Raw genomic sequence first — 26,143 nt, forward strand, 5'->3', positions numbered from 1 at the left:
ATTCTGGCAGGGGGGTTTGGAATCTCGATAAACGCGTGATGAAACCCCGGGCAAATGCCGGACAAAGGGGGTCGAGGGGCGCTGTTGTCACTTTAGGGGGATGCGCTGCCTCTTTGGTTGTGGGGGCCTTGCTCGGTCAATTCATACCCGCATACGGTCCTGTTCGAACGGTTCGAAGGCGACGAGAGGCAAGCGCATGACTCAGCAGACCGTGGCATCCGTGAGCGACTACTACGCGGCTGTCAGCGCGATCGTGAACGAAGAGCTGGAGCTGGAGGAGGGGGAGCTCACCGACGGTGGCCACTTCATCGACGACTACGACAGTGACTCGCTCTCCCTCATCACCGTCGTTTCCAGGATCGAGAAGGAATTGGGTGTGGTCATTCCGAAGACCGACCTCGGTGAACTCGTGAACCTGCGTCTCCTGGTGGACGGTGTCGAGCGGTACGCCAAGGAGAACCCGAATGGCTGAGAAGGGACCCGCGCGTACTGCCGGCAAGGCGGCGGGAACGTACCGCCGGGTCGTCATCACCGGGCTCGGTGCGGTGTCTCCGGTCGGAATCGGTGCCGATGTATTCGCTGCCGCCATCCGTGCGGGCGAGAGCGGTACCGGTCCGATCGAGAGTTTCGACGCGAGTGCTTTTCCCCGGCGCAATGCCGGTGAGGTCCTCGATTTCGATCCCGCCGACCACCTCAAGCGGCTCGACCCCACGCGCTGGGGCCGCAGCGGCCTGCTGGCCGCCGCGGCCGCCCGGCTGGCGATCGCCGACGCCGGGATCGACGAGGGCGAGCTGGAGGCCGCCGGAGCCGGCGCGATCATGGGGACGACCAGCGGCGAGTCCGCCGTCGTCCAGGAGCTGGCCGAACAGTGGATCGCCGGCGGACTGGAATCGATCGACGGCGCACTGGCCGGTCAGACCCCGGCCTCGCGCATCGCCAACGCGGTCAGCACCGAGCTGCAGCTGAGCGGCGACACGCAGACCATCCCGACGGCCTGCTCCGCCTCCAACTACGCGCTCGGGTACGCCTTCGACCTGGTCCGCAGCGGTGAGGCCGACGTGATGCTGGCGGGCGGCGCCGATGCCGTCAACCGGCTGACGCACGCCGGGTTCTACGCGCTGGGCGCCATGGCCGAGGACGTGCCGCGGCCCTTCGCCGCGGACCGCTCGGGCATCGTCACCGGCGAGGGCGGCGCGGTGCTGGTGCTGGAGACCTACGAGCACGCCCGGGCGCGCGGCGCCCGCATGTACGCCGAGGTCCTCGGCTACGCGGCGAACTGCGACGCCTCCCACATGGTGCACCCCGACGCGACCAGCATCGCGTCCGGCATCCGGGCCGCGCACGAGGCGGCGGGGGTGGACCCGGAGCAGATCGACTACATCTGCGCGCACGGCACGGGCACGCCCACCAACGACGCCACCGAAGTGGCGGCGGCGCGCGCGGTGTTCGGCGACCGCATCCCGCCGATCAGCTCGATCAAGTCGATGCTCGGCCACACCATGGGCGCGGCCTCCGGCTTCGGCGCGATCGCCTGCTGCAAGGCGCTGGAGCAGGACTTCCTGCCGCCCACCGCGCACGTCACCGAGCCGGACCCGGAGCTCGGCGAGGGCGTCGACTGCGTGCCGGGCACCGGCCGCGAGGCCCGCCTGAACATCGTGCAGAACCACGGGTTCGCCTTCGGCGGGAACAACGTCATCACCATCCTGGGGAGGGTTTCGTGACCGCCACGACCGAGGCCGCCGGCGCCACCGGGGAGCGGAGGGCAAGCGTCGTCGCACCGCTGTACGTGGCTTCGGCGGGAGTCGTCTCCGCGGCCGGCCTGGGGCTGGACGCGCTGGCCGGGCGGCTGCTCGGCGACGGCGGGGCCGGCGACCGGGCCGCCGACGAGCCGGTGGGCGAGGACGCGGCGGCCTACCCGCCGCGTCCGGTCCGCGCGGTACGGGGCCTGGACGTCAAGGAGCAGCTCGGCCGCAAGGGCACCAAGTACCTGGACCGGCTGACCTCCTTCGGGCTGGTCTCCTGCAAGGAGGTGCTCCAGGGGATCGAGGTCGACGGGGCGCGCACCGGAGTGGTGCTCGCCACGAACACCGGCTCGGTGTCCACGCACAGCACCCTGCTCCACGACACGCTGACGCTGGAGAAGCCGTACCTGGTCAATCCGGGCCGGTTCCCGAACACCGTGATGAACAGCACCACCGGCCAGATCGCCATCCGCAACGGACTGCGCGGCCTCAACGCCACGGTGGCCGGCGGCCAGACGGCCTCCCTGCTCGCCTTCCGGCACGCCCGGCTGGCGCTCACCCTCGGGCGCGCCGACCGGCTGCTGGTCGGCGGTGTGGAGGAGCTGAGCGCTCCTGCGGCCTGGGCCTGGCACCGTACCGGGGTCCTGCGGGAGGGGGCCGCGCTCGGCGAGGGCGCAGCGGTGTTCACCGTCCAGCCCGAGCGGCCCGAGGGCGGGGAGCTCGCCGAGCTCCTCGCGTGCGAGTCGCGCTTCACCTCCGATCCGCGGGACTACGCCGACGGGCTGGCCCGCGCGGTCACGCGCGCGCTGGAGCACAGCGGGGTCGAAGCCGGGGAGATCGACGTGGTCTCCCTCGGGGCCGTGCACCAGCGCGGCCTGGAAGCGGTCGAACGGCGCGGCGTGCGGGCCGCGCTGGGCGGCGAGCCGGCGCAGACCCTGCGGATCGCCGACGCGCTCGGTGAGACGTACAGCGCGAGCGGTGCGATGCAGCTCGCCGGTCTCCTCGCGGTGTGGCGGGCGCGGCCGCCCGTCGCTCCGGTGACCGCGCTCCTCACCTCCGTGGGGTGGGACGGCAACGCGGCCGCCCTGGTGGTGCGTTCACCCCGCTGATGTCCGGCCGGCTCACAGCGGCGCCCGCGAACCCTCACGCGGGCGCCGCTGTGCTGTCCGGCCGTCGTGCGTTCCTGTCCCTGTTTCTGTCCGTACCTTCCGAGGAGAGGCCCCATGCCAACCGCCTTCGACACGTCCTTCGCGGGGCGCGCGTATCCGCCGAGCGAGCCCTACGAGGTCGGCCGCGAGACCATCCGCGAGTTCTCGCGCGCGGTGGGCGCCGAGGCCGGGGACGGCCGGACCGCGCCGCCCACGTTCCCCATCGTGCTGTCCATGCACGCCGAGCGGCAGGTGATCGACGATCCCGGGCTCGGCTTCGACTTCTCCCGGGTCCTGCACCGCGACCAGAAGTTCGAGGCGGTGCGGCCGATCCGGTCGGGCGACCGCCTCGTCGTCGTGATCGAGGTGCTCGCCGCCGCCGTCGTCGACGGCAACGACGTGCTCACGCTGCGCGGACTGGTCCGGGAGGCGGACGGGGACGCCCTGGTGTGCACGACGACGTCCACGCTCATTTCCCGGCACGCTCCGGCAGCAGAGGAGGACGGCCGGTGACCGCCGTCGGAGACACCTTTCCCACCCGCACCTTCCGCGTGACCCGGGCCGATCTCGTCCGGTACGCGGCGGCTTCCGGTGACCACAACCCGATCCACTGGTCCGACTCGCGGGCCGCCCGGGCGGGGCTGCCGGGGGTCATCGCCCACGGGATGCTCAGCATGGGGCTGGCCGCGACGGCCCTGCGCGGGTGGGTGGGCGAGGAGGCCGTCTTCGAGGAGTACGGGACCCGCTTCACCCGCCCCGTCGTGGTCCCCGACACCGCCGACGGTGTGGACGTCACCGTCGACGGTGCGGTGGCCGACGTCAGGGAAGACGGCTCGGTTCGGGTCGATCTGACCGTGCGCTCGGGGTCGCAGAAGGTGCTGGCACGGACCCGGGCCGTGCTTTCGTACGCCCGATAGCCAGTCCCGCGAAGGCACCCGCGAACACCACGGCGGCCCCCGTCAGCACAGCGCTGCGGAGGCCGCCTTGTACGTAGACGAGGGTGAGCACGGCGATGCCGAGGGCGCCGCCGAACTCGCGGATGGTGTTGTTCACCCCGGAGGCCAGGTTGTGCTCGTGCTCCTCGACGGAGCCGATCACCGACGCGGGGTTGGCGGCGAAGACCAGGCCCATGCCGACGCCGGCGAGCACCATGGCGGCGACCATCGGCCCGTAGGAGACGCCGGGCCGGGCGATCAGTCCCAGCCAGGCCAGCGCGAGGGCCTGGGCCAGGCAGCCGGCCGCCTGGAGCCGCCAGTCGCCCACCCGGTCCAGCAGGGCACTGGCCACGGGTACGGCCACCATCGGGGCCACGGTCCAGGGCAGGGTGCGCAGGCCCGCTTCGAGCGGGGAGTAGCCCATCGGGCCCTGGAGGAACTGGGCCAGGAAGAAGATGGAGCCGAACACGCCGAAGTACATGGCCATCGCCAGCGCGTTGCTCAGCATGAACGGCCGCACCCGGTAGAGGTGGAGCGGGATCAGCGGATGTGCGGCGGTGCGCTGGCGGTAGGCGAACGCGGCGGCGAGCGCGGCCGTCAGCGCGACGCCGAGGAGCGTGCGGAGCACTGCCCCGTCCTCGCCGGCCCACTGGATGATGGACCAGACGGCGGCGACGACGGTGCCGCAGGAGAGCAGGGTCCCCCACACGTCGAGGGGGCGGGCCGCGCCGGTGGACTCCCGTACGGCCCACAGGGCGAGCGGTACGGCCAGCAGGCCCACCGGGACGTTGAGCCAGAAGATCCAGTGCCAGTCGAGGCCCTGGGTCACCATCCCGCCGGCCATCGGGCCGATGGCGATGCCCAGGCCGTTGACCCCGCCCCACACGCCGACGGCCAGAGCGCGCTTGGCCGGGCCGACCGCGGCGACCGCGAGGGTGAGGGAGACCGGCAGGATCGCGGCGGCTCCGGCGCCCTGCAGGACGCGGGCGGCCATCAGGGCGCCGGCCGAGGTCGCCAGTGCGCAGGCGGCGGAGGCCGCGGTGAAGACGCCGATGCCCCAGACGAAGACGCGGCGCCGGCCGATCCGGTCGCCCAGTGCGGCGCCGGCGAGCAGGAGTCCGGCGAAGGGCAGGATGTAGCCGTTGACCACCCATTGCAGGCCGGTCTGGCTGGTGTTCAGGTCCTCCGCGATCACGGCGAGGGCGTTGGTGACCACCAGGTTGTCCACGGCGACCATGAACATGGGCAGCGAGGTCGCCACCAGGGCCCACGCGGGCCGGTCGGCTCTCGTCACGGCTTCGTTCCTTTCTGTTCTGCGAGTCTGTGACGTCTGCTGGAAATGCACGCAGGCCGCCGAACCCGTGGGGTGTTCGGCGACCTGAGTGGTGGGGCGGGGAAGGGGTTACGCCTGCGTGCCCGTGGGCGGCAGCTTCAGCTCGACCGCGCCGATCTGGGCCAGCAGGAAGAGGTCCTGGCGGCAGGCCCAGTGCTCGTGGACCAGGCCGTCGTCGCCGACGCGGTAGATGTGGATGTGCTCGACGTCGACCTTGTTGCCGGTGCCCTCGAAGCCGAGGAAGTTGCCGGTGTGGATTCCGGTGAACCGGACCCGGATCACGGCCCTGTCGCCGTCGGCGAAGGAGTCGAGGTGGTCCCAGCCGGCCTCGGAGAACACGGAGTTCATCCAGCGGGCGGTTCCGAGGTAGCCGTCGGGGCCGCCGGGGGTGCCGGGCGGGGCCTCGTAGTCGACGAAGTCGGGGGCGACCAGGGTGTGGGCGGCCTCCGCGTCCAGATCGTTGAAGATCCGGCCCATCTGGTGGGCGATCTCGAGGACCTTGTCGTTCGCCATGGGTTTCCTTTCCTGCGGATGGATGTGATGTGTGGGGGCGTGGGGGGAGCGGTGCGGTGGGGATGCTCAGTGGCCGACGCCGAGGCCGCCGGTGACGGGGATGACGGCGGAGGTCACGTACGAGGCCTCGTCGCTCGCGAGGAACTTCACGACGCCGGCCACCTCTTCGGGCCGGCCCGCGCGGAACAGGGAGGTCTGGCTGAGCAGGTGGTCGCGGCGCGGGCCGGTGACGTCCTTGACCATGTCGGTCTCGATCAGGCCCGGCGTCACCACGTTGACGGTGACCTTGCGGCGCCCGACCTCCAGGGCGAGCGAGCGCCCGAAACCGATCAGGCCGGCCTTGGAGGCGGCGTAGTTGGTCTGGCCCGGGGCGCCGGCGAGGGCGCTGACCGATGCGACGAGGACGATCCGGCCCCAGCGGGCCTTGACCATGTCCGTCAGGCATTCCTTGGTGACCGCGACCGCCGCGAGGAGGTTCGTCTCGATGACCGCCCGGAAGTCCTCGGCCTTCATGCCGAGCAGCAGCTCGTCGCGGGTGATGCCGGCGTTGGAGACCAGGACCTGGACCGGCCCGTGCTGGATGCGGGCCTCTTCCACGGCGCGGCGCACGGACTCGGGGTCCGTCACCTCGCAGCGCACTCCGAACAGCCCCTCGGGCGGTTCGCCGGTGCGGTAGGTGACGGTGACCTTGTCGCCCTGGTCGGCGAAGGCGCGGGCGGTGGCGAGGCCGATGCCTCTGTTCCCGCCGGTGACGAGCACGTGACGGCTCACGGTATCGGGCTCCTTATCGGGGGTCGGACGACAGCAGGGAGCGCAGCTGCTCCGCCGCCGTGCTCGTGTCGGTGAAGTGGATCGTCGTCCAGCCGGCGGCCTCGGCGCCCGCGATGTTGTGCGCGAGGTCGTCGATCAGGACGCAGTCGGCGGCGGGGACGCCGGCCCGCTCCGCGGCGAGCGCGAACATGGCGGGCGAGGGCTTGCGGTGGCCCACCTCGAAGGAGAGGAGGACGTCCTCGAAGAGCTCGTCCACGTCGACCATGCGGCGCCAGTAGGCGTCCCAGGTCGGGACCATGTTCGAGATCATCCCGACGAAGGCGCCGCTCTCGCGGGCCTTGCGCAGTTCGGCGACCCACGCGAGGTTGGTCTCGCGGCCGTCGAACCAGGTGTCGGCGAGGGTCGTCAGCTTGCGTCCGGTGATGCCGTGATCGGCCGCCAGCACGGCGGAGATCTCGTCGAGCCACTCCTCCTCGGTGATGAGGGGGGTGTCGATGGGCTCCATCGGGTCGGTGGTGCCGTAGCGGGCGGTGACCTTGCCGAGGGCCTGCCCGAGGACCTGCTGGTCGAGGTTCTGGGCCGCGCAGAAGGCGGCCATCGTGTGGGAGATCGGGGGTGTCAGGACACCGCCGAAGTCGGTCCAGACGGCAAGGCGCCGCGTACTCACAGTTGGCTCCCGGATGCGGTGGTGACGGTGACGTGGGCGATCTGTTCGCCGGCCTGGACGAAGCGCACCGGAACCGTGCCGTGCGCACCCCCGGCGGGGCGGGCCGCTTCGGCGAGGACGGTGTCGTCCAGTTCGGCGAACCGGTCGAAGCGGGCCTCGAAGCCGACGGCGTACGTGGCCAGGGGTTCGCCGGTGGAGAGCAGGGCGATCTGGCGGGCGGCCTCGACGAGGGTCATGGCCGGGAGGTGGTCGTAGACGTGGTCGAAGAGCGCGCGGTTGTCGAAGCGGGGCGTCACCCGGGCCGTGACCGCTTCCGGCGCGTGTGCGGCGCGGGAGAGCACGACGTTGAGGGGGTTGCCCCGGCCGACCTGCCCGGGTGCCTGGTGGCTGCTGCCGTCGTCGCCCGGGCCGTGGCGGTCGTAGTCCGAGGTCAGGGGGGCCGGGGTGCCGCGCTGGGCGTGCCGCAGCACCTCGTTCTCGTGCGGGTTGAGGAAGAGCACGTCCATCTCGTGGTCGCCGACCTCGACCCCGTCCATGTAGTACCGCTGGGCGACCTTGCCCTTGCGGACCCGGCCGCGCCGGTTCGCCTTGCCGGAGTACTCGGTGTCGATGTGCAGCCGTCCCGGCCTCGGGCCGACCTTCAGCGCCGCGAGGGCGAACAGGTCCATGCGGAAGCTGTCGACGATCATCGTGGTGCCCTGGGACAGGCCCATGTGGGCGTGCGATCCGGCGATCGCGGCCTGCCGGCCCGACTCCAGGAGCAGCAGGGCGTCGTAGAGGGCCGGCTGCTGCACGTGGTCGCTGTAGTAGCCGTGCGTCAGCGGCAGTTGGACCGCGGTGCGCACGCGCATGGCGGTCAGGGGCCGGATGTCGGTCACGAAGACCTCGGAGACGGCGGCCCGGTGGACCAGGGAGCGGTCCACGGTGCGGCCGTAGGTGAGATCGCCGGGCTCCGAGGGAAGCTCCGGAACCACTTCTGTGGTCATACCTGATTCCTTCGGCTGGTTCTTCAGCTGGGTTCTTCGGCTGGGTTCTTCGGCCTTCGCGGGGGGAGTTCGCGTTCGGATTGAGCCTGGCACTCCGGCATGGAACCGCGATCGTGCACAAATTCAAGACCGATAAAAGCTGGGCAATTCGTGTGCGCGACGGATCCGGGCCGGCTTCTCGTGGCCGGGGGGTAAACGCGGAGGGGAAACGCAGTATCCTGGTGGAATGCGTATCGGAGAGCTGGCGCGGAGTACCGGAGTTTCGGTAGCGACGGTCAAGTACTACGCCCGTGAAGGGCTGTTGCCGTCCGGAGAGCGGACGAGCCCCAACCAGGTGAGCTACTCCGAGGCGCACGCGCACCGGCTCAGGCTGATCCGGGCGATGCTGGAGGTCGGCGGTCTGTCGATCGCCGCCGTCCGTGAGGTGCTCGCCGAGGTCGACTCGCCCCACCGCACGGTCCACGGGATGCTCGGCGTCGCCCAGTCCGCGGTCACCCGCGCCGTGGCCGACCCGAATCCGGACGGCGACTGGGCGGGTGCCGAACGCGCCGTCGAGGAGCTGGTGCGGCGCCAGGGCTGGGCGGTCAAGCCCGAGAACCCCGGCTGGAAGGCGCTGGTCCAGATCGTCGTGACCTACAGCGACCTGGGCCGGAGCGATCTGCTGACCCTGCTCGACGAGTACGCGGCCGTGGCCGGACGGCTGGCCGGCGCCGAGCTGGCGGCCCTCGCACGGGTGCCCGGTGTGGACGGCAAGGTGGAGGGTGTCGTCCTCGGCACCCTCCTCGGTGACGCGGCCATGTCGGCCCTGCGCCGCATCGCGCAGGAGGACGCGTCCGGACGCGTGGCGGCCCGGGCGGGGGATCAGGCGCTGTAGACGAGCTCCGGGGTGGGTGCGGGTGCCACCAGGGCCAGGTGGTGCACGTGGGCGGGCGGTACGTTCCACAGCACGGTCTCGGTGCGGAACCGGTGGCGCTGCAGGGTGCGTTCCAGTACCGCCTGGGTGCCCAGCGTGCGCTCGCGCGTCTCGCCCGAGGTGAGGGCCCGGCGCAGGGGCGGGATGCCGGCGTAGGCGAAGAAGGACAGCGTGCCGCCCGGGTTCAGCGAGTCCAGCAGCTGCCCGAGGATGTCCTCCACGACCGGGGCCTCGAAGTTTGCGAAGGGCAGGCCGCACACGATCGTGTCGTACGAGCCGAGTTCGTGGTCCTGGACCAGACCCGGCAGCAGGCCTATGCGCGGGTCCTCCCGGTAGGCGTGCCGCAGCAGGTCGGCGAACCGCGGGTTGGGCTCGATCAGTTCGAGGGTGTCGAGGGGTCCCAGGGCCGGCTGGATGTGCCGGGTGACGGCGCCGGTGCCGGGGCCGACCTCGAGCACGGCGCGCGGCCTGCCCGGGCTGGGGATCACGTAGCGGGTGAGGGCACGGGCCAGTAAGGGACTGCTGGGGGCGATGGCCCCCGTGTCCCGACGGGTCCGGGCGAACTCCCTGAGGAACAGCATCACGTCGGTCATGCGCGCCGCCTAGGCTGGTCATAGGTGATAGTGAATCTATCGATACCTTAGGTTACAGTTCTTGTGGAGGCGCGCTCATCCGCTGCCGAACCGACGCTAGTGACCCGCCGACCTGGGGTCATCACCACCAATGACCCGGCACATGCCTCGAAAGAGGTAGTGCCGGCAACCCCCCGGACCCCTCGGGGCCGGGGCGTAACGGATGGAGGGAAGGCCGTGGACATCAACTCGCTCGTGAGCTGGGTCGACGTGACCTCCGGCCTGGCGGGCGGCCTGTCGGGCTGGGCCTGCTGGGCGTACGCGATCCTGGCGCTGACGACCCTGCCGCCGCTGCTGCCGAACAACGTGCTGCTGGTGACCAGCGGCGTGCTCGCGGCGCGCGGGGAGATGTCGATCGTCCTGGTCGTGCTGTCGGTGGCCGGCAGCGCGCTCCTCGGTGACCTGCTGCTGCACCGCTGCGGCCGGTTCCTCGGGGACCGGGCGCGGCTGGGCACCGTGGCGCGCGGCCGGCGCGGCGAGCTCTTCGAGTGGATGTCCGCGCAGGTGCGCCGGCGCGGCATCCCGTTCGTCGTCGGGGTGCGCTTCCTGCCGAGCGGGCGGCTGCTGGGCGGGCTCTCGGCGGGCGCCGCCGGGTACCCGCTGGGCAAGTTCGCCTCCGGGGCCGCGATCGCCGAGCTGATATGGACCGCGTACTCCGTGGGAGTGGGCTATTTCGGCGGCGCGATCAGCGACGACCCGGTCCACTCGGTCGTCATCGGAATCGGGCTGTCACTTGTGGTGGGAGTGGCCGCCTCGCTCGTGCAGCGGCGCACCACCCGGCCCGCCGCCCTTCCCGTGCGGAGCACGGCCGGGAGTGTGTCGAAAGAGGTGTAGCGAACCATCCGAATGTGCATTCCGCGTAATTACCGGCTCTGAAAGAGTCATGAACCGAACCTGCGCGGGGTCGGACGTATTCAGCAAGCCTCAGCAAAAGCGATACCAGCCAGGGAGAGAAAATTGTTTGCCGCCATCGGAGCATTCACCGCGCGGCGTCGCAAATGGGTCGTGATCGCGGCGGTCGTCTTCACACTGTTCGCAGGCGTGTGGGGCACCGGCGTCTTCGGCTCGTTCACCGGCGGTGCCGGATTCGACGACCCGGCCAGTGAGTCGGTCGAGGCCGACAAGGTTCTCGAGGGCCCGCTGGGACGCGAGTCCAACGACGTGATCGTCCTCTACGAGTCCAAGGTCGCCGGCCAGAGCGCCGAGGAGTTCGGCGGCGCCGTCCGGTCGGCCCTCGCCGGGGTCCCGCGCGAGGGCATCACCCGCCTGAGCTCCTTCTGGGAGCCGGGCGCGGAGGGTGCGGACGCGTACGTGTCCCGCGACGGCACCCGCATGTACGCGACCGTGCAGTTCGCCGGCGAGGACGACCAGAAGCAGGTCGAGGCGCTGACGAAGATCAAGGAACAGTTCGAGGCCGAGGGGGTCACCGCCCGCTTCGGCGGCGTGGCCGCCATGACCGAGCAGGTCAACGCCCTGACCGGCTCGGACATCGCCCGGGCCGAGATGCTCTCGATCCCGATCCTGCTCGTCCTGCTGGTGCTGATCTTCCGCAGCGCGGTCGCCGCGCTGCTGCCCCTGGCCGTCGGCACCTTCGTGGCGCTCGGCTCCTTCGTGGTGCTGCGCGTGCTGACGATGTTCACCGAGATCTCCAGCACCGTCATCAACGTCATCACGATCCTGGGCCTCGGCCTGGCCATCGACTACGCGCTCTTCCTGGTCAACCGCTTCCGCGAGGAACTGCACGCCGGGGCCGACGTGGACACCGCGGTCCGGCGCGCGACGGCCACCGCCGGGCGCACGGTCGCCTTCTCCGGGCTCGCCGTGGCGATCTCCTTCGCGGGTCTGGCCCTCTTCCCGTCGCGGTTCCTGTCCTCCATGGGCTACGCGGCCGTCGCCGTGGTCTCCTTCGCGGTCGTCGGCTCGCTGACGCTGCTGCCGGCGCTGCTGCGCTACACGGGACACCGCATCGACAAGTGGCGGATCCCGCTGCCCGGCGGCCGCCGGGGCGCGGAGAAGCCGCTGACGCAGGGCCGCTGGTACCGCACCGCGCACGCGGTCATGCGCAAGCCCCTGCTCTCCTCGCTGGCGATCGTCGCCGTCCTGGTCGGCCTCGGCGCGCCGCTGCTCGGCGTCAACTGGGCCCGGCCGGGCGAGTGGGTGCTGCCGTCGAGCGGGGACGCGAAGGTCGTCAGCAAGACCCTGGCCGCCGACTTCGACACCAACCCCGGCCGGATCATGACCTCGGTCGTCCGCTTCGACGGCCCGGCCGACCGCGGCGCCGTGGAGGCGTACGCGGACCGGCTGGAGAAGGTCGAGGGCGTCACCTCCGCAACGGCCAGTGCCTTCGCGGGCAACGACGCGCGGGTGACGGTGCGTTACGCGCCCGACGCGATGTCCAAGCCGGCCGTGGACCTGGTGCACGGGGTCCGGGACACCGCCGCGCCGGAGGGTGCGAAGACCCTGGTGACCGGTATGCCGGCCTCCCGCGTGGACATCGTCGACATGATCGGCGGACGGCTCCCGTGGATGGCCCTGTTCGTGGCGGTCGTCTCCTTCCTGGTGCTCTTCCTGGCCTTCGGCTCGCTGCTGCTCCCGCTGAAGTCCGTGATCCTGAACCTGCTGTCGCTCCTGGCCACCTTCGGCGCCATCAAGTGGATCTTCCAGGACGGGCACCTCTCCGGACTGCTCGGCTTCGAACCCATCGGCGCCGTGGACGCCAACTTCCCCGTCCTCATCGTGGCGATCGCCTTCGGCCTGGCCATGGACTACGAGGTCTTCCTGCTCTCCCGCGTCCGCGAGGAGTGGGAGGCCAGCGGCGACCCGGTCGAATCGATGGCCATCGGGCTCCAGCGCACCGCGAAGATCATCACCAGTGCCGCACTGCTGCTCGTCGTCGTGGTCGGCGGATTCACCACCTCGTCCATCCTGTTCATGAAGATGATCGGGGTCGGCCTGGTGATCGCGGTCATCATCGACGCGACCGTCGTCCGCGGCCTGCTCGTGCCGGCCACCATGGCCCTGATGGGCAAGTGGGCCTGGTGGGCGCCCGCGCCCCTGGCCCGCTGGTGGTCCCGCTACGGCTTCCGGGAGTCCGCCGCCGTGGAACGTACGGGCCCCGTGCCGCAGGCCGGCGCGCGCGTCGCAGGCGCCTCTGACACGGCCGGCACCGCCCACGCCGCCGAGGCCGGGCGATGACCACCGCCCGGCCCGCCGGGGCGTCCGCGTCAGGGCGCCCCACCACCGCGAAGGGTTCCGGGGAGCCGGAGGCGGACATATCCGCCGCCGCCCCGGGCCCGACGCCACGAACCGCCTCGGAGGGAACGGTCCCCCGACGTCCCTCCGAGGCCGCCAACGGGGCCGCGACCGGGCCGGCTTCCACCGGCCCGGCGATCCCGCAGGCAGCGCCGCGCTCCGTCCCCGGACCTCCCCCGTTCCGGGCCCGGGGCGTGGCGCTCGTCCTGACGAAGCCCGGGGACTCCGAGGGCGAGGACGAGCGGGGCGAGCGGGCCGAGCGTGCCCGGGCGGAGGACGAGCGGGCCGAGCGTGCCCGGGCGGAGGACGAGCGGGCCGAGCGTGCCCGGGCCGCGGCACACCGGGCGGAGCAGGACCGGGCCGAGACCGACCGGATGCAGCACGCCGGTGCCGTCGCCGCCTGCGTCACCGCCGTCCTGGCGGCCCTGTTCGGAGACTGGGGGAGCTGGTCCGCACCCCTGGGCGACGGCCTGCCCGGGTTCCCGCTGCCCTGGGGGGTGACCGCGGGGCCGCCCGTGCTCCTGGTCTCGCTGGCCGGCGTCTTCGTCGGCTGGGCCGGCGCCCCCTCCTTCGCACGGACCTGGGCGCACACCGCGGCGGGACTCGCCGCCGCCACCGGCCTCCTGGCACTGCCGCGGGGCGGCTGGGGGACGGACGGAGCCTGGGCCGCGCTCGCGGAAGCCGCGCACGCGGGGCTGTTCGGCGTGCTGACGGGGTGGGTACCCGCCCTGGCCGCCTTCGCCATCACCCGGCGGCGGGCCCCCCGGAGCACCGGACTCTCCCCCTACGTGTGGACCACCGGACTCGGCGCCGTGGCCCCGCTGCTCTTCCTGGGGCTCGGGACCCTGTGGTCCTCCTCCGCCCCGCCCGGCGGGTGCTCGGCGGCCGAGTGCATCACGGCCAGGGCCGGAGTCCTGTTCACCGGCGAGGTCAGCCTGCGCATCGCGCTGCCCGCCTGGGCGGCGTCGGTCGCGGTGCTGGCCCTGGCCCGCCGCCGGGCCCGGATCCGGAACCTGCGCACCGGGTGGCAGGTCCTGCTGGCGCTGGCCGGCGGGGGGCTCGCCGTCCTCCTCGCACCCGGGCTGATCTTCGGAGCCGACCTGTGAACCGCCGCTCTTCTCCTTCCGCTTCTTCTTCCTCCTCCTACGACCGGCGCGGATTCCTCGCGCTCGCCGGGGCGGGCGCCCTCGCGGGGATCGGCTGGACCGGCATGTCCACCGCCGCGGGCGAAGCGCCCCGGCCGGACGCCCGCCGCGCCTACATCGGAGGCTTCACGATCGGCGAGTACGGGCTGCCGGGCCTCCCCGGCATCGGCATCGCCGCCGTCGGCGCCGACGGCAGCCTCTCCGTCAGGAACTGGCAGCGGGGCATCGTGAACCCCTCCTTCCTCACCCTCTCGCCCGACCGGGCCCGGCTCTACGCCGTCAGCCAGCTCCCGGAGGGAGCCACCGGAGCCGTCCACGCCTACCGGATCGACGGCGACCGGCTCCACCCGCTCGGGAGCCCGCGCTCCAGCGCCGGCGCGGCGCCGGTGCACCTCGCGGTCCATCCCGAAGGCCGCTTCCTGCTCTCGGCCAACTACGACTCGGGGCACATAGCCGTCCTGCCCGTGGCGGCCGACGGATCGCTGGGGGAGGCCGTGGCCGTCGTACGCCACGACGGGCGCGGCCCGCACCCCGAGGAGCAGCGCGGCCCGCATCCGCACATGATCGCCTTCGATCCGGCGGGCCGCCGGGTCCTGGTCCCCGACAAGGGCGACGACCACATCCACGTCTACGACTTCGACTCCGCCGCCGGCGTGCTGAGCCCGGCCGGCCGGGTCCGGCTCGGCAGCGGGATCGGCCCGCGGCACCTGGTCTTCCACCCGCGGGGGGACCTCGCCTACGTGACCAACGAACTCGGGCACACCGTCACCGTGCTGTCCTACGACGCCGGCACCGGGGAACTCCGCCCGGTCTCCCACGCGTCCGTCGCGCCGCCCGGGATCAACCCCCGCAACGCCCCCTCCGCCGTGCACCTCACGCGCGACGGCTCGCTCCTGATCACGGCCGACCGGGGGCTCGACACCGTCGAGTCCTTCCGGGTGGGCGATGCGGGCCGGAGCCTCGCGCTCGTCGAGTCCCAGCCCGTCACCGCCAAGGCGCCGGGCACCCGCTGGCCGCGGGACGTGGCCCTCGACTCCTCCGACCGGTACGTGTACACGGCCAACCAGGCCGGGCAGTCGGTCAGCGCCTTCCGCCTGGACCCGGCCACCGGCCGGCTCACCCCGGCCGCGCCCCCGCTGCGGGTGCCGAGCCCGAGCTGCGTCCTGCTGCGGTAGCGGGCGTCCGGTCAAGAAACAGGAGGGCGGCCCCCGGAACTTCCCGGGGGCCGCCCTCCTTCTTCTGCCTCTGTGCCTCCCTCAGGGCCGCCACTGCGTGACGGTGACCGCCGTGTCCGCCCTCGCGGACGCCACCGAAGCGGCGTACCCCTCGGGGGAGCGGATGCTGCGCACGTACCAGTCCTCGGCCGAGCCCGGTACGAGCGCGGCGCGCCAGGGCCCGAAGGCCTGGCCGGTGTAGCGGGGCGGGTCGGCCTCCAGGCCGGTTCCCGCGGCCTTCACGAGCGCCTCGGCGCGGGTCCACTGCTCGAAGCCGTGGGTCGTGCGCACCCCCTGCACGCACGGGATGCGGCTCCAGTCCATGTGCGGCCTGACCCGTTCGATGTCCACTCCGACCGGAACCCCGGGGCTGTCGCCGATCGCGACGACCGCGTACGCCGCCGAATGGGACAGGCTCACCGACAGGGTGGTCCCGTCCGGGGCGTGGGGCACCGGACGGCCGTGCTCCCGGCTCTCGCAGCGGGCGCAGGACCGGCGGAAGGTCACCTCGGCCGGGTGAACGCCGAGTTCGCGCCCGAGCAGGCTCCGGTAGACGTGGTGGATCGCCAGGTAGCGCAGCCGGTCGGTCGCGCGGCGGAAGCGGGCCAGCCGCTGCCGCTCCCGGGAGTCCATCACCGCGTACGCCTCCTCGTACGGGGCCCAGGCCGCGGCGTCCGCGGTCGGGACGGTCCAGATCCGGATGCTCACGCGGCCGCGCCTCCGGCCAGGATGTGGTGCTGGAGCCGGCGCAGGTCGTCGGAGGGCTCCAGTCCCAACTCCTCGGCCAGGACGTTCCGTACGTGGTGGAAGGCGCGCAGGGCGTCGCCCCGGCGGCCGCTGCGGTACAGGGCGTCGATGAGGCGGGCGTGCAGCCATTCGTTCAGCGGATCCACCGCGACCAGCCGGAGCAGCTCCGGTACGACCTCGCCGTGCCGGCCCAGGACCATGATGACTTCGATCCACAACTGCTGCGCCCGCGAACGCAGTTCCTCGATGCGGGCGCCGTGCCCCGTCAGGACGCGGCCCCGGCTCACGTCGGCGAGGGCCCGGCCGCGCCAGAGTCCGAGCGCGGTGTCCAGCCGCTCCAGCGCGGCTTCGGCGTTGCCGGCGCGCAGGTCGGTGCGGGCCTGTCCGTACAGCTGGGTGAACTGCTCCAGGTCGAGGCGGCCCGGGGCCAGGCACAGCGCGTACCCGGTGCCCTCGGTGGTGATGACGCGGCGGACGTCGGTGTCGCCCAGCTCCCGCCCCAGCTCCTGGCGCAGGTGGTAGACGTGCGTACGGACCGTGCTGACCGCGGTGGGCGGGGGCGATCCGTCCCACAGCTCCTCGACGAGCGTGTCCACCTCGACGATGTCCCCCGCGCGGACGGCGAGCAGGGCGAGCAGCTTGCGGACCTTGGGGCCGCGCGGGCGGTGCGCCGAGGCGCCGTTGACGGCCTCCAGCGGGCCGAGGATGCGGATCCCGAACCCGTCGTGGCCCATCGCGGCGGCGGCAGCGATACCGGGGCGCGCGTCCTGGTGGCCGGGTGTCCAGGGATGGATCTGACTGTGCCTCACTGTGGGTCCCCCGTTGTTGTTCAACTGATGGGTCGTTCAGCCGATGGGCTGGGCGAATGCGGCGAGGTGCGCCGCGTACTGCGTGACCATGAACACCCGGTAGGGCAGCCGGCGCCGGGAGCGCGAGTCGTCCGACCGCCCCGTGAGCGCCGCGGTCGCCAGCGCCAGCGCCCCGGTCAGCAGGACGAGCCCGGGGACCAGCAGCCACGGCGAGGACAGGACGAGGGCGGACAGCAGCAGCCCCGCCCCCACCGCCACGGCGCTCAGCGAGACGACGGCGGCCGTCCTCGCGTACCCCCACAGGACCGTCCAGTTGCGGCGGCCGTGCCGGGCGTCGCCGTCGGCGTCGGAGAAGTCCTTCGAGACGGCCCCCACCAGTCCCATCCACAGGCACATCGCGGTGCAGAAGGCGATCAGCGACGGCGGGACGGGACTCCCGGAACACACGATGCCGGCGGCGTAGGTCAGGGCGCCGCTGCCGATGACGGTGGCCATGGTGCCGGGCGTACTGGTCTTGAGGGCGATGCCGGGCGCGGAGTAGAGGAAGCCGAGGAGCAGCATGCACCCGGTCGCCGTGAGCATCGCCGGGCCGATCCACGCTCCGCCGGCCAGGGCGGCCGCGGCCGTCACCTGCGCGGTGCGGCGGGCATCGGTGGGTGAGAGCGCGCCGCGTCCGATGGGGCGGGTGGAGCCGTTGGCCCGGTCCTCGTCGACGTCCATCACCCCGTTGAAGAGGTAGACGGACAGCACGGCCAGCAGCCAGACGCCGGCCCCGCCGAACAGGGCCGGGGGCAGTGTCAGGTAGAACGTCGTGCTGGCCGTGCCGGCCGTGGCGGCCAGCAGGAAGCGCATCAGGAAGATCGCCTGCACCGCTGCCCGGGATTCCTGGATGCAGAGCAGCAGGATCCGGGCCCATTTCAGGGGTGCGGCCGACGGCGATAACGGTCTTGTGGAACGCTCAATTCCATCGGAAATCATGGGCGTCTTTGTCGACATGGGTCGAATATATTCGGATGCCACATGCCGGGGCAGACTCGCTGGGGGTAACCCCGGTACTCTCAAAGAGGTATGCGGGAGGTTCCGTTGTGCAGTTTTTAGTCCTATCCTCTTCCGCCGCCCGGTCCGTCTTCCGGCCCCGGCCTTCTGATCAAGCGTGCATCGATTGCCTTGTTGGCCGCATCGATGCGTGATATTGCGCCGAGTTTCTCGAATACGTTGCGCAGATGACGCTTCACGGTGCCCTCGGTGATCCGCAGCCGGACGGCGATCTGCCGGTTGCTCAGGGCGGCGGCGACGAAGGTGAGCACCTCGCGCTCGCGCGGCGAGAGGGTCTGGTGCGAGGTGCTGAATCCGACGGTGGGAACGCCGCTGCTCGGCAGGGCGATCGTGACGTGCGGATCGCGGGTGGCGGTGTTGCGCAGCGCGGCGAGCAGTGATTCGCGCGGGACGCTCTTGTGCAGGTATCCGCGGGCCCCGTGGGCGAGCAGTTCCTGGACCAGCTGGGCGTCGCTGTGCATGGTCAGGATCAGTACGTGCAGCTGGGGAAAGCGGGTGGTCAGGGTGCGCACGACGGTGGGCGCGTGGTGACCCGGCATTTCCACGTCGAGGAGGACCACGTGGGGTCTGGTGCGTTCCACGAGGTCGGCCAGTCCCTCGGAGGTGTCGGTATCGGCGACGACGGTGAGGTCGTCCTCCGATTCGATCAGCTCGCACAGGGCCCGGCGGAGCAGTGAATGATCGTCGACGGCGATGATGCGGAGGGGTTCGGCGGCCGGACGTGGCTCAATTGGCGTGTGCATGATTCTCCGTGTCGAAGGGGATGGACAGCGTGATCGCCGTTCCCTGCCCCGGAGAGCTGTCGATGGTGAGCCGGCCGCCCAGCAGTTTGGTGCGTTCGGTCAGGGAGGACAGTCCGTTTCCCCGTCGGTGGGCGTGCGGGTCGAAGCCGTTGCCGTCGTCCCGCACCGATGCGTCGACCCGGCCCGCCTCGACGCGGACCTCCATGTCGATCCGCGAGGAACGGGAGTGGGCGAAGGCGTTGCGCAGGCATTCGCGCAGCATGAGGTAGAGGTCTTCGGTGAGTTCGTCCGGCAGCAGGTCGTCCGGATCGGTCACGTGGATGTCGACGCGCAGGTCGTCCATGGCCATGGCGCTGACGAAGGCGGAGAGCGAGACGTACAGGGACTGGGTGGCTTCCGCTCTGGTGCGCAGGTCCGTCACGATGTCCCGCGTGGTGTACAGCGTCTCCAGGATGGCCTGCTTCAGGGCTTCCAGCCTGGGGTCCGTTCCCGACGGGTGCCGGGTGAGCTCGTAGAGCTCCAGCTGGCGCAGGGCGAGACTGGCGGAGCTGCCGATCCGGTCGTGGATCTCGCGGGCCATGCCGTCGCGGCCGTGGCGGGTGGCATCGCGTACGACGTCGAGCAGGAAGAGGTCGTGCCCGGTGGAGCCGGCTTCCAGCCGCTGGGTGATCGACGACTGCAGTACGGGCAGGATCTTCATCAGGCAGCGCTGGTCCTCGGGCTCTCCCGAGGCGATCCGGATGAGATGGCTCGTGGCGACCTGGAAGAGCAGGGCCCCGGCGCGGACCGAATGGATGGGTGCGATTCCCTGCGAGATGCGGGCGCCGCTGAGCCTTCGGGTCTTCGCGATGAGATGGGTGTCGAGCGGTTCCCCGGTTCCGTCTTCCATCGCGCGGAGGCATTCGGCGAGAATGTGCTGGGCTTGTTCTCTGCAGGTGGCCCATGCTTCCGGATTCGAGCCTAATGGATTGTGATGCTCGATCAGGGTGGTTCGATATTCTTCGAGGAGTTCTGGCAGCTGGTCCTGGAGTTTCTTTGCTAATCCCACTCCCTTTATGGGGCTGTGTGGTGCCTCGATCCCGTATCTGTCTGGGTTGTACCGCAAGATCCCCCGCCCTTGCTGTAGCCCGAAGTCGCCTCTCCCCTTGCGGTCGTTCTGTTTGGAAGGAGGGGGCTCCAGTGATCACCAAACAGCATGCACGTCAACCGTAGGGGCGTCAACCTTAAGGTACTTACTGGACGGTAGTTGCGGTTACGGACATTCGGACGGTTCCTGGGAGGAAGCGTGCTCGTGGATAAGGCGCCGAAGTGCAGAGAATGCGACGTCCCCGAGAACGGTTCCCGTCACCATGTGAGCGGCGGCACTCTCCGGATCGGGCTGTTCGTGCAGCAGGCGCACCTCGGCGGCCACAACCGGTTCCAGGGCGTCCGCATAAGTCTCCAGGAGGCGCAGCAGATCGTCGTGTCCGAGCCACTCCACCGCGACGAGGGTCTGCGTCAGGGTCTGCCACGCGGGATTCTCCGGACTCACCTTCCAGTTCCGCGCCAGGGCCAGCGCCTGGACGCGCTCCCGGGCCCGGTCCCAATTCTGGTCCTGCGCCTCCGAGCCGGGCGCGGGAAGGGCGTACTGGATGGTGCCGCACAGTTCGCTGATCGGCGGCGGCGACATGTCTATCTTCCGCACGACGCGGCGGGCCGAGGAATACGAAAGACCGCCGACGTCCAGCAGGGTTCTGACCAATACGGCTCTGCGGACGTGGGACTCGTCGTACGCGGGCAGAGCGGGGAGCAGGCCCATGCGCACGTAGAGCTGGAGGGCGCGGAGCGGTATGCGGATCTCGGCGCTCAGTTCCGGTAGCTGCACGCCGCCTCCACCCGCCGATCTTCTTCTATGCCGCTGGTTTCCCCGCGTGATCCATTCCGTTCGGTCATGCCAGGACCTTAGGTAGGGGAGACGAGGCTCACAAGGCGGAGCGGCCCGACGGCGACGGTGCTGCCTCGAAAGAGGTAGAGGGGTGTTCCCCTTCGGAGGCAGACCGCCTGTAGCGGAGAAGCCGCGGGCCTTCCCCCGGAGGCATGGAGCGGGCCCGTCCGGTCCGTACCAGAACTGGTCCGTACCAGGTGGGAGCTGATCCGGGAGACTGCCGGGGCCGATCCGGGAGACCGTCGGAGCTGCTCCGGGAGACTTTCGTCGCGGGAGGCGCGACGAAAGAGGGCAGCCCGGCGGCCGGGTGGTGTCTAGGGTCGGGCGGGTGGACGTCAAGGCGAGGATGCGCGCGGGTTGGGACTGGGTGAAGGGGCCCGAGCCCTGGACCCGGCGGATGCTGGCCGGGGACCTGGCGCTGGCCGGAGTGCTGGTGCTGCTCGGGCTGGGGGTCGAGGAGCTCGACAAGGGCTCCGGGGCCCGGATGCTGGCCAGCGCGGTTGCCGTGCTGCTGCTGACCCTGCTGCGGCGTCGGCTGCCGGTCTTCACCCTGGTGGCCGGCTCGGCCGTGGGCGTCTACCTCCCCGGGGCCTTCCTCGTGGCGGTCCCGCTCGGCTGGTCGGCGGGCCGCCGCATCGTCGGAGTCGGCCGCGCGCTCGGCGCCTTCACCGCCGCGTTCGGCGCGGCCATGGTCCTCTCCGTGCTCAAGGAGTGGTCGCAGGGACGGCCGGTACTGGTCGTCGTCTTCAGCACCCTGATGTTCCTGGCCATGGTGGTCATGCCCGGCCTGGCCAGCCGCTACTGGTCCCAGCGCAGCACGCTGCTGCGCGCGCTCCAGGAACGCAACGCCCAGCTGCTGCGCGAGCGGGCCATGGTCGCCGGGCAGGCCAGACTGCGCGAACGCCAGCGCATCGCCCAGGACATGCACGACAGCCTCGGCCACCAGCTCGCGCTGATCTCGGTGCACACCGGCGCGCTGGAGGTCGATCCGGTCCTGACCGACCGCCAGCGCGAGGCGGTGGGCGTCCTGCGCCAGGCCTCGGTCGCCGCCATGCACGAGCTGCGCGAGGTCGTCGGCATCCTGCGGGACGGGGTGGAGGCCCCGCAGCCGGTGGAGGAGGCGCAGCCCGCGGCGCGCGGGGTGGCGGGCATCGCCGGGATCGTGGAGGCGGCGCGGAGCGCGGGGACCGACGTACGGCTGACGGCGGCGGGGCAGCCCCGGCCGCTGGTGGCGGCGTGCGACCACGCGGCGTACCGGATCGCGCAGGAGGCGCTGACCAACGCCTACAAGCACGCGCCGGGCGCCCCCATCACGGTGGCACTGCGCTACGAGGACGACTCCCTGGTGGTGGAGATCGCCAACGGCCCGGCCTCCGGCCCGGGCGCCGGCGAGGTGGTCTCCGGCGGGCAGGGGCTGACCGGCCTGCGCGAACGGGCCCGGCTGGTCGGCGGCATGGTCTACGCGGGAACCGTGGAGGGCGGCGGGTTCCGGGTGGCCGGGGTGCTTCCCTACGGGACCGAACCGGCCGGGGCCGAGGAGGCCGGGGCGGGCGCCGTCGGCTTCGCCGTCGCCGACGACTTCGGCCAGCAGCTCGGGGGCTGGACGGCGGACGGCGTCCCCGCGCCGGTGGACTGGGCCGTGATCGACCGGAAGCTGATGCGCGGGACCGGCCGCTCCGGGGGCGTGGCGCTGGGCTGCGGGATCGCGGTCGCGGCCGTGGTGGTGCTGCTGATCGTGATCGGGGCGGCCGTGGCGCTGCTCATCGGCTCGGTGGGCGACGCGACGATCGACCGGGCCCAATACGACGCCATCCAGGTGGGCGAGCCGGAGAGCGAGGTACGGTCACGGCTGCCCAGTGGGGACAGCATCCTGACCGACGGGCTCGAGCGGAAGGGACCGCCGCGTCCGCAGGGGGCGGCCTGCCTGGCCCTGTTGTCGGACGAGAGCAGCGAGCTGGGAAGCGACAAGGTTTTCCGGTTCTGCTTCAAGGACGGCAAGCTCGTCGAGAAGCAGGCGTACACGGCCAAGCAGTAGGAGCACGGGTGACAGCCAAGGTGATCCGCGTGGTGATCGCTGACGACGAACCGCTGATCAGAGCCGGGATCCGGATGATCCTGACCTCGGCGGCGGACATCGAGGTCGTCGCGGAAGCGGCGAACGGCCGGGAGGCGGTGGAACTGGCCCGGGCCCACGGCCCGGACGTGGTGCTGCTGGACATCCAGATGCCCGTGATGGACGGGCTGACGGCGCTGGCCGAGCTCGGCCGGGCCGTCCCCGAGGTGCGGGCGCTGATCCTGACCACCTTCGGGGAGAAGGAGAACGTGCTGCGGGCGCTCAGCGGCGGCGGCGCGGGGTTCCTGCTGAAGGATTCGGCGCCCGGCGAACTCATCGGCGCCGTACGGGCGGCCGCGGCGGGGGACGCGTACCTCTCCCCGGGCGCCACCCGGCACGTGGTGGACCAGCTCGCCTCCGGCCGGACGGCCGGCCGTGACGAGCGGGCGCGGCGGCGGGTGGCCGAACTGAGCGAGCGCGAGCGCGGGGTGCTGGCGCTGCTGGGGGAGGGGCTGTCGAACGCGGACGCGGGGCGGCGGCTGCACATGAGCGAGGCCACGGTGAAGACCTACGTGAGCCGGATCCTGGCGAAGCTGGAGTGCGAGAACCGGGTACAGGCGGCCCTGCTGGCCAGGGACGCCGGGCTGTAGATACGGTCGGGCCGAAATCCGATGGCGATCAGGGGGCGGGGCGCATGACGGCCGTAGCGCGGGAGCAGGGCGTGGCAGGCGTGGGTACGGAGCCGGAGGACCGCATCCCGGTGGTCGGGGGGTTCGCGCCGCGGCACTCCGGGGGTTCGCGCGCCGGCTCTCCCCGCGAGGCGGGGAAGGCCCTGCGCACACGGGTGCCCCGGGCGGTGCACGCGCGGTTCGAGGCCCCGGCCGACCGGCCGGACGCGGTGCGGGCGGTGGAGGAGTCCAACATAGGGCGGGTCCCCGAACTCGCGCCGATACGCGTCGGCCGGATGGCCGCCAACCCCTTCGCCTTCCTGCGCGGGTCGGCCGGGCTGATGGCCCACGACCTCTCCGGCGGTCCCGTCACCGGGATCGGCGCGCAGATCTGCGGCGACGCCCACGCGGCCAACTTCGGGCTGTATGGGGACGCGCGCGGCCGGCTGGTCATCGACCTCAACGACTTCGACGAGACCGTCTTCGGCCCCTGGGAGTGGGACCTCAAGCGGCTGGCCACCTCGCTGGTCCTGGCCGGCCGGGTGGCCGGCGCGGACGAGGACACCTGCCGGGCGGCCGCGCACGATGCGGCGGGCGCCTACCGGCGCACGATGCGCCTGCTGGCCAAACTGCCGGCCCTCGACGCGTGGAACGCCATCGCGGACGAGGAACTGGTCTCGCACACCGACGCCCGCGACCTGCTGGGCACGCTGGAGCGCGTCTCGGAGAAGGCACGCAACAACACCTCCGCCCGGTTCGCGGCCAAGTCCACCGTGCTGACGGCCGACGGGGGGCGGGCCTTCGTGGACGCGCTGCCCGTGCTGCGCCGGGTCGGGGACGGGGAGGCGGCGGCCGTGGCGGCAGCGCTCGGCCCCTACCTGGAGACCCTGCAGGGCGACCGGATCCCGCTGCTGGCCCGGTACGCGATCCACGACGTGGCCTTCCGGGTCGTGGGCACGGGCAGCGTCGGAACCCGCTCGTACGTGGTGCTGCTGCTGGACCACCGCGGTGAGGCGCTGGTGCTCCAGGTGAAGGAGGCCAGGCCCTCCGTCCTGCTGCCGCACCTTCCCGGGCTCGGCTTCGTCTCCCCGGTGGAGGAGCACGAGGGCCGCCGGGTGGTGGCCGGGCAGAAGCGGATGCAGGTGGTCTCCGACATCCTGCTGGGCTGGACGACGGTGGAGGGGCGGCCCTTCCAGGTGCGTCAGTTCCGCAACCGCAAGGGCAGCGTGGACCCGGCGGCGCTGTCCGCCGACCAGTTCGACGACTACGGGCGGATGACCGGAGCCCTGCTGGCGCGGGCGCACGCGCACAGCGCGGATCCGCGGCTGCTGGCCGGGTACTGCGGCAAGGGCGACGAGCTGGACGAGGCCATGGCCGGCTTCGCCGTGGCCTACGCGGACCGGAGCGAGGCCGACCACGCGGTGCTGGTGGCGGCGGTGCGGTCCGGGCGGATCGCGGCGGAGGCCGGGGTCTGAGCTGTCGGGGTCCGAGCAGCGGGCTCCGAGCAGCGGGCTCCGAGCCGCAGGGTCTGAGCAGCCGGGATGTTTCACGTGAAACCGGTGGATGTTTCACGTGAAACAGTCGGGCCCCGGGGCCTTAGGCTGGCCGGGTGAGCGAGCAGACAGTTCCCGAAGCGCCCGAGCCCGGCTCCGGCCCCGGCCCCGCTGCCGACGAGCGGCCCGAGGCGCGCCTGGAGCGCGCCGTGCGGGCTGCGGAGCAGGCGCTGATCGAGTTCGAGATCGCGGTGGAGACCTTCCGGGTGGAGGTGGAGAACTTCTCCCGCCTCCACCACCAGAAGCTCGGACCGATGTACTCGCGGCTCGACGAGCTGGACGCCCTGATCGCCGAGGCGAAGGCGGCGCGGACCGGTGACCCGGAGGACCTGCGCCGTGCGCGCGAGGCCCGCTCGCTGGTGATGCCGATGCCCGGGGTGGACGAGCTGTTCCACGACTGGCTGGATTCGGACGGGATGTCCGACGACGCCTCCGCGATGCTCACGGACCGCGCGGTGCGGCCGCCGGAGCGGGTGCGTCCCTCGGAGGAGGTGCGCCGCCTCTACCGCGAGCTGGTCCGCCAGGCACACCCGGACCTGGCCCAGGACGAGACCGAGCGCGAGCGGCGCGACGAGTTCATCGCGCGGGTCAACGCGGCCTACGGGCGCGGCGAGGAGCAGGTGCTGCGGGAGCTGGCCGAGGAGTGGGCGGCCGGCCCGGCGCCGGCCGAAGCGCGGCTGAGCGAGAGCGAGGAGCTGTACGAGCGCCTGGAGTGGCTCGCGCGCCGCAAGGAGCTGCTGTCGCTGGTGGCCCGGGAGCTCGAGGAGAGTGCGATCGGGTCGATGCTGCGGATGGCCCCGGAGGACCCGGACCGGCTGCTGGAGCAGATCGCGGAGCAGCTGCTCGGCGATGTCGAGAAGCGCGAGGCGGAGCTGGCGGCGCTCGCCGCCGAGTGAGGCCGCGGCGGGGGCCGGGTGCGGCAGAGGCGGCCGGGTCGGCGGGCCCGGTCGGATAGGTTGGCTCAGCTATCCGTGACGAGAGAAGGCGACAGACATGAACTCCGGACCGCTTCCCTCGGTGGCCGCTTCCGCACTGCCCTCCGAGGCCTTCGTCCTCGACGTTCGTGAGAACGACGAATGGGCGGCCGGCCATGCCGAGGGTGCGCTGCACATCCCGATGAGCGAGTTCGTGGCGCGCATCGGTGAGCTGACCGAGAAGCTCGAGGACGAGCGCCCGGTCTACGTGATGTGCCGGGTCGGCGGGCGCTCCGCCCAGGTGGCCCAGTACCTGCGGGGCCAGGACATCGAGGCCGTGAACGTGGCCGGCGGCATGCAGGACTGGGAGGCCGCGGGCCGCCCGGTCGTCACCGACGCGGGCGCCCCGGGCTTCGTCGTCTGAG

Annotated in this window: 27 protein-coding genes; 15 read left to right on the forward strand and 12 right to left on the reverse strand. The window is 71.9% G+C overall.

Features of this window, described 5'->3' with window-relative positions; all coding sequences use genetic code 11:
* Positions 1–196: 196 nt before the first annotated feature.
* The 5 genes from NLX94_RS09330 (at position 197) to NLX94_RS09350 (ending at position 3,807) form a co-directional block, all read left to right on the forward strand.
* Positions 197–472, forward strand: coding sequence for an acyl carrier protein (locus NLX94_RS09330; protein WP_254382134.1), 276 nt, complete (start codon positions 197–199; stop codon positions 470–472).
* Complete coding sequence (locus tag NLX94_RS09335) at positions 465–1,721, forward strand: beta-ketoacyl synthase (RefSeq protein ID WP_254382135.1); 1,257 nt, start codon at positions 465–467, stop codon at positions 1,719–1,721. The genes NLX94_RS09330 and NLX94_RS09335 overlap by 8 nt, the downstream gene beginning before the upstream one ends.
* Positions 1,718–2,851: a beta-ketoacyl synthase N-terminal-like domain-containing protein gene (locus NLX94_RS09340; RefSeq protein ID WP_254382136.1), complete on the forward strand. Its 1,134-nt coding sequence runs from the start codon at positions 1,718–1,720 to the stop codon at positions 2,849–2,851. The genes NLX94_RS09335 and NLX94_RS09340 overlap by 4 nt, the downstream gene beginning before the upstream one ends.
* Positions 2,852–2,965: 114 nt before the next feature.
* Positions 2,966–3,403, forward strand: coding sequence for a MaoC family dehydratase N-terminal domain-containing protein (locus tag NLX94_RS09345; protein ID WP_254382137.1), 438 nt, complete (start codon positions 2,966–2,968; stop codon positions 3,401–3,403).
* Positions 3,400–3,807: a MaoC/PaaZ C-terminal domain-containing protein gene (locus NLX94_RS09350; protein ID WP_254382138.1), complete on the forward strand. Its 408-nt coding sequence runs from the start codon at positions 3,400–3,402 to the stop codon at positions 3,805–3,807. The genes NLX94_RS09345 and NLX94_RS09350 overlap by 4 nt, the downstream gene beginning before the upstream one ends.
* Here the strand turns inward: NLX94_RS09350 and NLX94_RS09355 are convergent.
* The 5 genes from NLX94_RS09355 to NLX94_RS09375 form a co-directional block, all read right to left on the reverse strand.
* Positions 3,710–5,119, reverse strand: a complete 1,410-nt coding sequence (locus NLX94_RS09355; protein WP_254382139.1) for an MFS transporter — start codon at positions 5,117–5,119, stop codon at positions 3,710–3,712. The genes NLX94_RS09350 and NLX94_RS09355 overlap by 98 nt on opposite strands.
* A 108-nt stretch (positions 5,120–5,227) precedes the next feature.
* Complete coding sequence (locus tag NLX94_RS09360) at positions 5,228–5,671, reverse strand: ester cyclase (protein ID WP_254382140.1); 444 nt, start codon at positions 5,669–5,671, stop codon at positions 5,228–5,230.
* Positions 5,672–5,737: 66 nt separating this feature from the next.
* Positions 5,738–6,442, reverse strand: a complete 705-nt coding sequence (gene fabG / locus NLX94_RS09365; RefSeq protein WP_254382141.1) for a 3-oxoacyl-ACP reductase FabG — start codon at positions 6,440–6,442, stop codon at positions 5,738–5,740.
* A gap of 13 nt (positions 6,443–6,455) precedes the next feature.
* Positions 6,456–7,109 (reverse strand): HAD family phosphatase, encoded by a 654-nt coding sequence (locus tag NLX94_RS09370; RefSeq protein WP_254382142.1) that lies wholly within the window; start codon positions 7,107–7,109, stop codon positions 6,456–6,458.
* A complete protein-coding gene (locus NLX94_RS09375; RefSeq protein ID WP_254382143.1) occupies positions 7,106–8,095 on the reverse strand; it encodes an AfsA-related hotdog domain-containing protein in 990 nt (329 codons plus the stop codon). The genes NLX94_RS09370 and NLX94_RS09375 overlap by 4 nt, the downstream gene beginning before the upstream one ends.
* 226 nt (positions 8,096–8,321) lie before the next feature.
* Here NLX94_RS09375 and NLX94_RS09380 point away from each other — a divergent pair, with 226 nt between their 5' ends.
* Positions 8,322–8,969: a MerR family transcriptional regulator gene (locus NLX94_RS09380; RefSeq protein WP_254382144.1), complete on the forward strand. Its 648-nt coding sequence runs from the start codon at positions 8,322–8,324 to the stop codon at positions 8,967–8,969.
* On the opposite strand, the gene NLX94_RS09385 is transcribed toward NLX94_RS09380, so the two are convergent.
* Positions 8,957–9,601, reverse strand: coding sequence for a class I SAM-dependent methyltransferase (locus NLX94_RS09385; protein WP_254382145.1), 645 nt, complete (start codon positions 9,599–9,601; stop codon positions 8,957–8,959). The two genes, NLX94_RS09380 and NLX94_RS09385, sit on opposite strands and share 13 nt — an antisense overlap.
* A 216-nt stretch (positions 9,602–9,817) precedes the next feature.
* Between NLX94_RS09385 and NLX94_RS09390 the strand changes: the two genes are divergently transcribed.
* The 4 genes from NLX94_RS09390 (at position 9,818) to NLX94_RS09405 (ending at position 15,212) form a co-directional block, all read left to right on the forward strand.
* On the forward strand, positions 9,818–10,474 hold the full coding sequence (locus tag NLX94_RS09390) for a VTT domain-containing protein (RefSeq protein WP_254382146.1): 657 nt from the start codon (positions 9,818–9,820) through the stop codon (positions 10,472–10,474).
* A gap of 123 nt (positions 10,475–10,597) precedes the next feature.
* Positions 10,598–12,835, forward strand: a complete 2,238-nt coding sequence (locus NLX94_RS09395) for an MMPL family transporter (protein WP_254382147.1) — start codon at positions 10,598–10,600, stop codon at positions 12,833–12,835.
* Positions 12,832–13,998, forward strand: coding sequence for a hypothetical protein (locus NLX94_RS09400; protein ID WP_254382148.1), 1,167 nt, complete (start codon positions 12,832–12,834; stop codon positions 13,996–13,998). The genes NLX94_RS09395 and NLX94_RS09400 overlap by 4 nt, the downstream gene beginning before the upstream one ends.
* The gene (locus tag NLX94_RS09405; protein ID WP_254382149.1) at positions 13,995–15,212 is read left to right on the forward strand and encodes a lactonase family protein; all 1,218 of its coding nucleotides are present in this window, start codon (positions 13,995–13,997) and stop codon (positions 15,210–15,212) included. Before NLX94_RS09400 ends, NLX94_RS09405 begins: the two co-directional genes overlap by 4 nt.
* Positions 15,213–15,293: 81 nt before the next feature.
* Here NLX94_RS09405 and NLX94_RS09410 read toward each other — a convergent pair whose 3' ends face one another.
* From NLX94_RS09410 to NLX94_RS09435, 6 genes are all read right to left on the reverse strand, one after another.
* Positions 15,294–15,959 carry a 4'-phosphopantetheinyl transferase superfamily protein gene (locus NLX94_RS09410; RefSeq protein WP_254382150.1) on the reverse strand — a complete coding sequence of 222 codons (666 nt, stop codon included), beginning with the start codon at positions 15,957–15,959 and terminating at the stop codon, positions 15,294–15,296.
* Entirely contained in the window at positions 15,956–16,807 is an 852-nt protein-coding gene (locus NLX94_RS09415; protein WP_254382151.1) for an AfsR/SARP family transcriptional regulator, read from the reverse strand. Before NLX94_RS09415 ends, NLX94_RS09410 begins: the two co-directional genes overlap by 4 nt.
* Positions 16,808–16,843: 36 nt before the next feature.
* Positions 16,844–17,803 (reverse strand): UbiA family prenyltransferase, encoded by a 960-nt coding sequence (locus NLX94_RS09420; RefSeq protein ID WP_254382152.1) that lies wholly within the window; start codon positions 17,801–17,803, stop codon positions 16,844–16,846.
* 104 nt (positions 17,804–17,907) lie between these two features.
* Positions 17,908–18,606, reverse strand: coding sequence for a response regulator transcription factor (locus NLX94_RS09425; protein ID WP_254382153.1), 699 nt, complete (start codon positions 18,604–18,606; stop codon positions 17,908–17,910).
* Entirely contained in the window at positions 18,590–19,495 is a 906-nt protein-coding gene (locus NLX94_RS09430) for a sensor histidine kinase (protein WP_254382154.1), read from the reverse strand. The genes NLX94_RS09425 and NLX94_RS09430 overlap by 17 nt, the downstream gene beginning before the upstream one ends.
* Positions 19,496–19,858: 363 nt before the next feature.
* On the reverse strand, positions 19,859–20,470 hold the full coding sequence (locus NLX94_RS09435; RefSeq protein WP_254382155.1) for a MerR family transcriptional regulator: 612 nt from the start codon (positions 20,468–20,470) through the stop codon (positions 19,859–19,861).
* A gap of 406 nt (positions 20,471–20,876) precedes the next feature.
* Between NLX94_RS09435 and NLX94_RS09440 the strand changes: the two genes are divergently transcribed.
* From NLX94_RS09440 to NLX94_RS09460, 5 genes are all read left to right on the forward strand, one after another.
* The gene (locus NLX94_RS09440) at positions 20,877–22,565 is read left to right on the forward strand and encodes a sensor histidine kinase (protein WP_254382417.1); all 1,689 of its coding nucleotides are present in this window, start codon (positions 20,877–20,879) and stop codon (positions 22,563–22,565) included.
* A 20-nt stretch (positions 22,566–22,585) separates the two neighbouring features.
* Complete coding sequence (locus NLX94_RS09445) at positions 22,586–23,233, forward strand: response regulator transcription factor (RefSeq protein ID WP_254382418.1); 648 nt, start codon at positions 22,586–22,588, stop codon at positions 23,231–23,233.
* A 44-nt stretch (positions 23,234–23,277) separates the two neighbouring features.
* Positions 23,278–24,726, forward strand: coding sequence for a DUF2252 domain-containing protein (locus NLX94_RS09450; RefSeq protein WP_254382156.1), 1,449 nt, complete (start codon positions 23,278–23,280; stop codon positions 24,724–24,726).
* 134 nt (positions 24,727–24,860) lie between these two features.
* A complete protein-coding gene (locus NLX94_RS09455; protein WP_254382157.1) occupies positions 24,861–25,700 on the forward strand; it encodes a J domain-containing protein in 840 nt (279 codons plus the stop codon).
* Between the two features lie 97 nt (positions 25,701–25,797).
* Positions 25,798–26,142 (forward strand): rhodanese-like domain-containing protein, encoded by a 345-nt coding sequence (locus NLX94_RS09460; RefSeq protein ID WP_254382158.1) that lies wholly within the window; start codon positions 25,798–25,800, stop codon positions 26,140–26,142.
* Position 26,143 lies beyond the last annotated feature (1 nt).

Origin of the sequence: Streptomyces sp. TBY4 (assembly GCF_024213195.1) — a bacterium.
In the GTDB taxonomy this organism is placed as follows: domain Bacteria; phylum Actinomycetota; class Actinomycetes; order Streptomycetales; family Streptomycetaceae; genus Streptomyces.